At 37.6% G+C, this 9,623-nt stretch carries 8 protein-coding genes and 1 pseudogene; 1 reads left to right on the forward strand and 8 read right to left on the reverse strand.

Annotated features, from left to right (window positions below; all coding sequences use genetic code 11):
• Window positions 1-16: 16 nt before the first annotated feature.
• From FTU70_RS03125 to FTU70_RS03150, 6 genes are all read right to left on the reverse strand, one after another.
• Window positions 17-550: a DUF2939 domain-containing protein gene (locus FTU70_RS03125; RefSeq protein ID WP_167846516.1), complete on the reverse strand. Its 534-nt coding sequence runs from the start codon at window positions 548-550 to the stop codon at window positions 17-19.
• Between the two features lie 55 nt (window positions 551-605).
• Complete coding sequence (locus FTU70_RS03130) at window positions 606-1,721, reverse strand: restriction endonuclease subunit S (RefSeq protein WP_104915058.1); 1,116 nt, start codon at window positions 1,719-1,721, stop codon at window positions 606-608.
• A complete protein-coding gene (locus FTU70_RS03135; RefSeq protein ID WP_154320136.1) occupies window positions 1,718-3,265 on the reverse strand; it encodes a class I SAM-dependent DNA methyltransferase in 1,548 nt (515 codons plus the stop codon). The genes FTU70_RS03130 and FTU70_RS03135 overlap by 4 nt, the downstream gene beginning before the upstream one ends.
• A 227-nt stretch (window positions 3,266-3,492) precedes the next feature.
• Window positions 3,493-3,771, reverse strand: a complete 279-nt coding sequence (locus tag FTU70_RS03140; protein ID WP_070153138.1) for a hypothetical protein — start codon at window positions 3,769-3,771, stop codon at window positions 3,493-3,495.
• A gap of 105 nt (window positions 3,772-3,876) precedes the next feature.
• Window positions 3,877-4,788, reverse strand: a complete 912-nt coding sequence (locus FTU70_RS03145) for a ParB/RepB/Spo0J family partition protein (protein ID WP_070153141.1) — start codon at window positions 4,786-4,788, stop codon at window positions 3,877-3,879.
• A 13-nt stretch (window positions 4,789-4,801) separates the two neighbouring features.
• On the reverse strand, window positions 4,802-5,575 hold the full coding sequence (locus FTU70_RS03150; RefSeq protein ID WP_094069344.1) for a ParA family protein: 774 nt from the start codon (window positions 5,573-5,575) through the stop codon (window positions 4,802-4,804).
• 856 nt (window positions 5,576-6,431) lie between these two features.
• Here FTU70_RS03150 and FTU70_RS03155 point away from each other — a divergent pair.
• Window positions 6,432-7,604: a replication initiation protein gene (locus FTU70_RS03155; RefSeq protein WP_094069347.1), complete on the forward strand. Its 1,173-nt coding sequence runs from the start codon at window positions 6,432-6,434 to the stop codon at window positions 7,602-7,604.
• Between the two features lie 485 nt (window positions 7,605-8,089).
• Here FTU70_RS03155 and FTU70_RS03160 read toward each other — a convergent pair.
• Window positions 8,090-9,201 (reverse strand): annotated as a pseudogene (locus FTU70_RS03160) (IS66 family transposase); the annotation flags it as partial.
• A gap of 61 nt (window positions 9,202-9,262) precedes the next feature.
• A complete protein-coding gene (gene tnpA / locus FTU70_RS03165; protein WP_257229519.1) occupies window positions 9,263-9,580 on the reverse strand; it encodes an IS200/IS605 family transposase in 318 nt (105 codons plus the stop codon).
• Window positions 9,581-9,623 lie beyond the last annotated feature (43 nt).

A 9,623-nucleotide genomic window follows, 5' to 3' on the forward strand; every position in this document is an offset into this window, starting at 1 on the left:
CTTTGTTCTCTTTTACTTAATCCATCGGCACAGCGATCTTATTCACTTTCCAACTCAAACCATCACGAACCATTTTGACAGTGACGGCTTTGGAATCATTTGGATGTTGGATCACAACCTCAAAGTCACTGAATGAGGTATAGCGAGTTTTGTACTCTGCTTGATCTTCTTCTTTGGTTTCTGTTGTTGATGCTCCCTGTGATGAATGTGCTGCATCTTTAAGGTCTTTGCCTTGCATCATCATGGTCATCCCTTCAGGTGTGACAAAACCATCAATCATCTTGTCTACCATGGTAGATGCAAGCATGGCACCTAGTGCTGCGAAACCATCATCTTTATGGGTTGCCATCTCTTTCATCATCATGGCATTCATTTGATCTTTGAAGCTCTGACGCACACTTGGATAGTCGATGTACTTGGACACCTTTTCGCTATCACCTACTTGTGCAGCATTCTTGATGTTATTGATGGCAATGTATGGCGAAGCATACAAGTAGCCACAGATCACTACGACTAAGGCAATGATTGCCCCTATAATTTTTTTATTCAATTCAGCCCCCTGAATGTAAAAAAGGTGAAGCCATCAAATGACTTCACCTCAAATGTTATGCAACTTCTTCTGTTTGGTATTGGACTCTGACTTCGCCGCTCATCAGCTTAGGAAGCAAGGTATCTCGTAGTTGTTCAAGTGTTTGGATTTGCTTCTTGTTAGATGAAACCTTTTGCATCGAAGGAGTAATCAACAGCGAATACTCTTCAAGGTAGTCTAAACTTGGAGTCTTAAAAGAGATATTTAACATATCTTCTGGCTTAACCCTTTGATGACTGCCACTGGTTCCCGAAGCACTCATTGCTAATTCATCAATAACATCTCTTGAATTGAATAAGCTATACAAGAACATTAAATGAGATCCTACTTTAGGCTTCAAATTCTGAAACTCTGTTGAACATACATAATTATCTTTGACATCAGTTAATAACCATATACGAGGCACTCTTGGATTCAGCTTTGAGACTAAAATTGAGTTCTCACATACTCTGTACTTATTACTCAGAATTTCCGCACCCAATTCAATAGTAGGCTTTTCTCCTGAATCAAAAGCAGGCAAACTAAAATGATAGTATGTCTTAAGAGGATCTTTTGATGGGTTCACATTGTCTTTGATATGAGTAGCTATATCACTTACTAGTAAATCATCCCAATCCTCTTTCGCTTCCTCAATAAACCATTGACGAAACAGTGTTTCAGCCATGGCTTCCAAAGTCTTGTTCTGACAGTGCAGTAAGTCGATCTTGTCATCTAATGATGAAAGGATTGAGGCTATGGCTTTTTGTTCAGGGAGAGACGGAAAGCATATCTCTTCTTGATGAACATCATTACGGTTAACTCCAGGCACCGCACTTTTGTCACTAAATTTTTCCCAATCCAATGTTTGCAAAAAGTAGTAGATGAACTTTTTGTCATTCCCCTTAAAGTCGTTTACATAAAGAGATGTGTTTAATGGCCAAAATGGTACATCACTGAAAAAAACTGAACCAATGGTTCCATATCGGCCCGTCACAACACCTGATTCATTTACTTTGGCTTCATTATGAAAATCAGCAAAACCTGAAGAAGCAATGATGGGAACACTACCAGAAACACGAGATTGCTTTGGTAAGTCATAACCACGTTTTAGGGTAAAGAAGCTATCTAATCGCCCAACCTGCCACTCACTCATACAACCACCTTTGCTAAGTTCTCAGCAATGGCTTGGTTTAGCTTGGCTTCCTCAGCAAGCTGTGCTTCAAACTCTGCCTTTAAGCTTGTAAAGCGTACCTTGAAGTCGAACTCATCTTCATCATCAGCTAAACCAACATAACGACCTGGCGTCAGTACATAATCAAGCTCAGCGACTTTCTCAAGTGGTACAGATGCACAGAAGCCTGCAACATCCTCATACTCACCACCCTTGTTACGCCAATTGTGGTAAGTGTCTGTGATGAGCTTAATATCTTCATCAGACAAGACTTTGGTTCTGCGGTTAATCAGATGACCTAGGTTACGAGCATCAATGAACAGAATCTCATTGCTACGATCTTGGTATTGGCTTGAGTTAACACGGTCACGACGCATAAACCATAAAGCAGCAGGAATCTGTGTGTTCAGGAACAGCTTGGCAGGTAGGTTCACAATACAGTCGATGACATTGGCTTCTGAAACCAAGGCTTTACGAATCTCACCTTCACCACTGGTCTTAGAGGTTAATGCACCTTTAGCAAGCACAACGCCTGCCTGACCTTTAGGACTCATGTGATACAAGAAGTGTTGCATCCATGCGAAGTTCGCATTGCCTGCAGGTGGTGTACCTAGAGACCAACGAGCATCACCCACTAACTGCTCACCGCTCCAATCAGAGACGTTGAATGGTGGATTAGCAATGATGTAATCCGCTTTCAGGTCTTTGTGTGCATCATTCAGGAATGAACCCTCAGAGTTCCATTTCACATGCTCTGAGTTAATGCCACGAATGGCTAAGTTCATCTTGGCCAAACGCCAAGTTGTCTGGTTACTTTCTTGACCATAGATGGAGATGTCGTCCACTAAACCCTGATGCGATTCTACGAATTTCTCAGACTGTACGAACATACCACCTGAACCACAGCAAGGATCGAATACACGTCCTTTGTATGGCTCTAGCATTTCAACCAATAAGCTCACGATGGATTTAGGCGTGTAGAACTGCCCACCTTGCTTACCTTCAGCTAAAGCGAACTCACCTAGGAAGTACTCGAATACGTGTCCTAAAACGTCGGCAGAGCGATCTTTTGCATCACCTAGGGCAATGTTACCAATGAGGTCTATCAGCTCACCTAGGCTCGTAGGATCGAGATTTTGACGTGCATAGACTTTAGGTAGTACACCTTTGAGCTGAGGGTTCTCATTCTCAATGGCTTCCATTGCATCGTCTACAATCTTACCAATGGTGACTTGCTTTGCTTGGTTTAACAGGTATGACCAACGTGCGATCTCAGGAACGAAGAAGACGTTGTATGCAGTGTATTCATCACGATCTTCAGGATCAGCTCCTGCAAACTCTCCCTCACCTTCAACCAATAGGTTGTAGTGAGCTTCAAATGAGTCAGAGATGTACTTGAGGAAGATCAAACCAAGGACTACATGCTTGTACTCAGCAGCATCAATGTTCTTACGAAGTTTGTCTGCAGCTTTCCAAAGAATGACCTCAATGGGTTCTTGTTTGGTTTGCTTTGGAGTACGTGCCATGGAATTGTCCTGCAATGAATAGGTTATCTAGTTTTAGTTAAACCAATAGTACCCAATAATACGCTCGTGTGTAAGTATTGATACGTCATTTCTTGTCGTACAATTTAAGTATTAAAAAAGTGTAGCAAGTTGCTACACTTTTCAGACTAATCACAAACCCCACTTTAGCGATCGTTAAAGTGGGGGTATTTTCTAAACTTCTATCGCTTATTCATAGTGATTTATTTTTAAGCGTATTGATGGCTAAAAAATACAATAAAAATTAACTTCGATAAGTGCAAGGCGATTTTCTTCAAGTTTTGTGCTGTAACTGACAGTAAACATTGCTGCGTTACTTGCATAACAGAGACCCTGTAATTATTTTGCAACGGCAAAATTCGTTCAACAGTCTCCTTATCGGGACAATATAGATGCGCGACACGTTCATGAATGATATTGAGATCAATCGCTTTGTCTATTTTACGTATAAGATAATTTTTAGGAATAAACTCTTCTAGCGTAACCATATCAATTTCAGTTTGGGTGGTATAATTTTTCGCATGTGATAATTATAAAAAATTCTCACGTAAGTGTGAGAGTTTTATGAGCAAACTGAAAAGTGTAGCAAGTTGCTACACTTTTTCACTTTTCTGAATAAGCTGTTTTAAAAAATCTTCTAGTTGTAAAAGACTAGCTTCATCAATTTCTGAAATTTTAAGAGAGATATTGAGCTGTTTTTGATTCAGTTTGATATTTCCAGCAACCTTACCATCATATTCGATTTTTCTTACCACTGATGTCGTGGTTACTTTTTCTGGATCTTGACTCAATAGTTTTTCAGCATAAGAAGTAACTTTGCTTTGCTCCAGTTTTTTTTCTTTTAATTTCTCCCAAGCACCGAGTAAAGCTGTTTCCGCCTCCGAAAGTTGCTCTATATGATCCGATAAAAATTTCTTGAACGCTGTTGCAGCAGTACGACCGACTAGACCTGGCTCCAAATCCAGGTCATTCAACATTGCTTTAGGCAGCTTTTCATACGATAGATATTTGTACATATCTTCGCGATTTAAACCCAATGAATTAGCTAAACGTTGCTTGTTCTTCTTCAACTTTTCATCAAGTGAGTTCAAACCAATAAAAATTTCATAATCTGTCAGATCTTGACGCTTTAAATTTTCAGCTAGGGTTAACAAAGATGCTTCTTCATCATTAGCATCAATGATAATGGCTTCAATCACCGACTTGCCGAGTAATTGATGCGCCCGTAAGCGTCGCTCGCCTGCAATCAGTTCATATTTCAGATTATCAAGTTTACGCACTGTAATGGGCTGCAAAAGGCCGATTTCATTAATAGAATCCGCCAGTTCTTTTAATTGAGAATCTTCAAATACTTTACGCGGTTGGTTGGGACTGCGACTGATATCCTCAATAGGAACATTACGTCTAAATTCTTTTAGCTCTTTAATATTGTCTTTCTGTGCTTGCTGATGTTTTTCTGTATTTTGTTTCAATTTTTGAGCTAAAAGCTCTTTAGTGCTTGCCATAATACTCTCAGGTTTAAACTTTCGCTACAATTTCATAAGCAAGGCTTTCAAAAGCCTTACGTACTTTTGAATTTTTTTCTACTTTCAAAAGTGGCTGTTGCAGAATTGCTGCTTGATTAACTTTAGTACTTTGAGGAATGGTAGTTTGTAAAATTTTTCCAACCTGTTTTAAAGCTTCATCCCGAATCAATTTACAAACATTCTGACGTTCATCATGTTTAATCAGTAAAGCGCCTAAAAGCTCTAAATCTGGATTAATACGTTTTATCTTTTCAAGATGGTTTAAAAGATCTGTTACCCCATACAGTCCATATTGTGATCCAGATTCGATAGGGATAATGACATGTGTTGATGATGCTAAGGCATTACTGGTTAATAGTTTAAGACTAGGTGGGCAATCAATTAATATGAAGTCGTAAAGATCTTTTAACAGTTCTAGCTTGATGCTTAATTCTTCTGAAGGACGAGGAGCTTCTTCTTTAAGCTGGTCTTCAGTTTTTCCTAAATTTAATGAGCCATAAATTAATGATACTTTTTCAAAGTTTGTTTCTTCTTGTAATGCATCAGCTAATAATGAAATATCACCAACGAGTAATTCTGCTGAAGTAACAACAATTTCGCTTGGATGTTGGATCCCAATGTGTAAACTTGCGTTTGCTTGAGGATCTAAATCAATGACTAAAACTTTATTGCCAAGATTTGCAAGTTCAGAGGCTAGATGTACAACGGTCGTTGTTTTGCCACATCCACCTTTGTGGTTAGCAACCGTAATAATTTTTGCAGACATACGTGTCAGATGCTTCCGTATTTGAATGTTTAACAATATAAATAACTTTCACTCATCATACTATAGTTTTTAAATTTATAAATCTTATTTATTTAGGTGTAAAACAACTTAAAAAACTAATTTTTAAATAAGCTAGCTTAATTAATAATTAGTATAATTATTTATTTAGCTAATTAATAATTAAGACTGTTTTTTTGCTATATAAAACAAATGCTTATAAGTTTAAAAGTGGAGGGCTTGTCACCGTAAAGTGGAAGGTTTGTCACTCAAAGGTGGAAGGTCTGTCACTCAAAGGTGGAAGGTCTGTCACTCAAAGGTGGGAGGTCTGTCACCGTAAAGTGGAAAGTTTGTCACAAGAGTGGAAGGTTTGTCACTACTATTTTTAAAAAGGTTATATTTTTTAAAAAACTCTTGCAAAAATAAATACTTAATTTGTTGATAAAGTTGGCTAAACAATCTTTAAGGGTGGAAGGTTTGTCACTATGTGTTAGCACCCTGTGGATAAATTTTTTTTATTGGATATTTCCTGATGATTATCTATTCATTTATACCTTTCAAATCTAATGAAAGGTGGAAGCCTTGTCACATCTAGGTTTCTATCTGACATAGCATACCTAAATTTGGAAGAAATAAGTGAAAATGGGTATTTTGAACTGTTAGTTTAGAGCTAAAGGTGGAAGGTCTGTCACTATATGGTGGAAATAATATATTTCATTCCACTTTAAGGACAATAAATCGTCAAAAATGCATATTTCTGATGACAAGCCTTCCACTCTTAGATTCTTGTGGTGAAAGTCTTGAAAGTTTTTCCACTTTTGTATATAAAAATAGAATTAAATATATAAATATCACGGTTATGACAGAATCAGAATCATTGCAAGAAGAATTGAATCATATTCCTTACTGTATAGGCAATATTCGTCATAATGGCGTTGTTAGCACTAGTAACCGCTTAATTCGCCCAATTGAGTTATCAGCCAATGAATATAAGGCGCTCCTATATGCAATGGCTGTTGCAAATTATAGTGAGAAAAATAGGGTAAATGGTGAAATCACAGAACAAACCTATATTTATCTGTATAAGGATGATTTGGCAGATTTACTAGGATTGAATAAACGCAATTCGATTAATGTTGCAATAGACCGGATTTATAAAGAACTTTCATCTAGGGTGGCTCATTTTATTATTGAGGAACCTACTGATGATGGTAAGAGAAAGACTAAAAAAGTACATTCTGTCGTTCCTATTATCCGTGAGTTAAGATGGGAAGATGATTCTAAAAATGCCATTCAGATTCGTTTTACCAGTGAGGTGTTACCGTATTTCACGCAGTTGGCTGGGGGGAATTTCACCACCTATCAATTGAAACATCTGTTTGCCTTGGATTCTGTTGCTAGTATGAGTCTTTATACGTATTTCATTAAAAATGAATTCAAGTACGCAAGCCAAAAGAGTTATGAAGTCCCAATGCTTTTAGAAAACTTGAAAGCTCTGATTGATATTAATGAAACTAAATATGATCGCTGGGTAGATTTTAGACGCTATGTATTAGATAAAATAGTTGCAGAAATTAACGAAAATACAGATCTACAACTAGAGTATGAAACCATAAAAAAAGGGCGCCCAATTGTGGGGGTGAATTTTAAACTGCATCAGCGTATTACTGATAAAACACTAAATGAAACTGCTGTAATTGAAAAAATTTATCTTGATGTTCCATTTGAAGAGAATGCATTAGTAAAAGAATTGGGGGCAAAATTCGATACGAATGTACGTTCCTGGTACATTTTTAATAATGATGAAAAGTATTCGCAGTTCAAGAAGTGGTTTAAAAAAATTGGTTGTCTCACTGACTCTCAAGCAAATATTGTTATTAATGACACTTTATTCCAAATGGATTTTGCTGAAGTTGGTATGAGCTTGAATGACTTTAAACGTAATATGAAGCATAAACTAAAAAATAATCCGGAATTTGTACAAAGTATTCGTGATAGGCTGAATGATATTTTTGGTAAAGAGCTTGTCTAAGGAAAAGTGTAGCAACTTGCTACACATTTTTTAATGTATCACTGAAGAATTCAAGTACTAAGAAAATTGGATACAAAATATCTGTGTGTATAGCTGAATGAAAAATAGTTAAAAGAATAGATATTATTTTTAGATTTTACACTTTTGTTGTTCCTCATATATTTTTGCAGAAAAAAGTTTTTCAGTGCTCAAAAAATGGTGTGGTTAAGATAGGGAGATCAACCAAGTTTTAAGTATATAGAGTAATTTAGATAAAAAATTACTAAATATTTTTATAGCCTTTGTATAAAGCAGCGGATCATGAAAACTATTAAAATAGCCTAAGCTTATTAGCTTTGTTGTAAAAATTTACTCTGAGATGCTTCTTAAGCTAGATATTTGATGCTGTTGCGTCTAGCCACAAATGATAAGCTAAAGACCGTTTTAGCTAAAGATGATGACGATCAACTTGGCGATACCATTGATTTGTAAGTGTCCTCTAAACTCTATGCCAATCTTTTAATTTGGATCACTTTGTATGTCGGCAACTTTTGCAGTACACCATTTAAATAGGCATACAGATCTAGACCATTCAACTTTGCTGACTGGATCAATGTCATGATGTTAGCAACTCGCTGACCACTGCGCAGTGATCCAACATACAACCAGTTCTTACGACTTAAAGCCCAAGGGTGCATTTGGTTCTCCACCAAATCATTGTAAATAGATAGATTACCATCATCTGAATAGCGGCTTAAGGCTTGCCAGCGCTTTAGAGTGTAATTGATTGCCTTAGCGGTGGTAGAGCTTGATGGCACCATCAGATGATGTTGGTTGAGCAATTCATATAGTTGTTGCATCACTGGTTGACTATGCCGTTGCCGGTATTCGCAGCGTTGTTGCGCTGTACCGTCGGTCTTGTGCCTTAACTCTGCTTCTATCGCATACAATTTCTGAATCAGCACCAGTGCCTGTTCAGCAATCTGACTTTTCCCAGTGATATGCAGTTCATGGAATTTACGACATGCATGTGCCATGCAACCTACTTCAATGATCTGACCTGATTTGAAATGTGCTTTATAACCACTGTAATCATCACAGACCAGATGTCCCTGCCAGCCATTCAGGAATTCTTCTGCATGCAGACCTGAACGGTTTCTTGAAAGTCATAGATCACCCCCTTGCTGCAGCACCACCTGTTTTAAGGCATTGACCAGAGGTTCAAGTGTCTACACCACAGCGACCAATCCAATCTGACAGGGTGGATCTAGATAGATCTACACCTGCGCGCAGAAAGATCTGTCGCTGACGATACAGCGGTAAGTGATCAGCATATTTGGATACCAGCACATGGCTAAGTAACTCAAGTGTCGCAATACATTTATCGATCACATAGGCAGGCATCGTTTGCTGAGTCAGGGTGTCACATTGATCACAAACCCATTTACCACGCACATGCTGTTCTTTATAGAACTGCGCTGGTCTGAAATTCAATTTTTCACTGATATTCGCCGATACGACGCAGTGTGCACCCACAGATGTATTGCGTTGATGCAGATTCATGCTCAATACGTACGGTTGCTAAATGATCTGGGAGTAGTCGACGTTTATGTTTATTTATCCAATGAGCCGTAAAACACCCTCATTTATGGAGGTGATATAAGGCTCGATTTTTAATTCTAATGAGGTGATTGTTGTTGCTCGATGTATTGTTTAATAATTTCTAATGGCGCACCACCGCAACTTGAAGCAAAGTAACTTGGCGACCATAAAGAATCACCCCAAAGTTTGTTTTTAATTTCAGGAAAGTCTTTTCTAAGGTGGCGACTAGATAGACCTTTTAAGCTATTCACTAAATTTGAAATAGCAACTTTTGGTGGGTAATTAATTAATAAATGAACATGATCATCCTCCCCATTAAATTCAATCAATACAGCATCAAAATCCAAAGCCCGATATTGGCAATAGTCACCAACATAATATACATTAAATTGTATAAATTGCTGTGTATATAAGTACAATGAAATAAACAACTTACGT

Source organism: Acinetobacter sp. YH12135 (assembly GCF_013418565.1).
GTDB classification, from domain to species: Bacteria; Pseudomonadota; Gammaproteobacteria; order Pseudomonadales; family Moraxellaceae; genus Acinetobacter; species Acinetobacter towneri.

What these genes read in the sequence shown, in the direction of transcription:
- FTU70_RS03130 (WP_104915058.1), bottom strand. Translation starts at nt 1,721, where the DNA reads ATGAGTGAGTGGCAGGTTGGGCGATTAGATAGCTTCTTTACCCTAAAA.
- FTU70_RS03135 (WP_154320136.1), bottom strand. Translation starts at nt 3,265, where the DNA reads ATGGCACGTACTCCAAAGCAAACCAAACAAGAACCCATTGAGGTCATT.
- FTU70_RS03140 (WP_070153138.1), bottom strand. Translation starts at nt 3,771, where the DNA reads ATGGTTACGCTAGAAGAGTTTATTCCTAAAAATTATCTTATACGTAAA.
- FTU70_RS03145 (WP_070153141.1), bottom strand. Translation starts at nt 4,788, where the DNA reads ATGGCAAGCACTAAAGAGCTTTTAGCTCAAAAATTGAAACAAAATACA.
- FTU70_RS03150 (WP_094069344.1), bottom strand. Translation starts at nt 5,575, where the DNA reads ATGTCTGCAAAAATTATTACGGTTGCTAACCACAAAGGTGGATGTGGC.
- FTU70_RS03155 (WP_094069347.1), top strand. Translation starts at nt 6,432, where the DNA reads ATGACAGAATCAGAATCATTGCAAGAAGAATTGAATCATATTCCTTAC.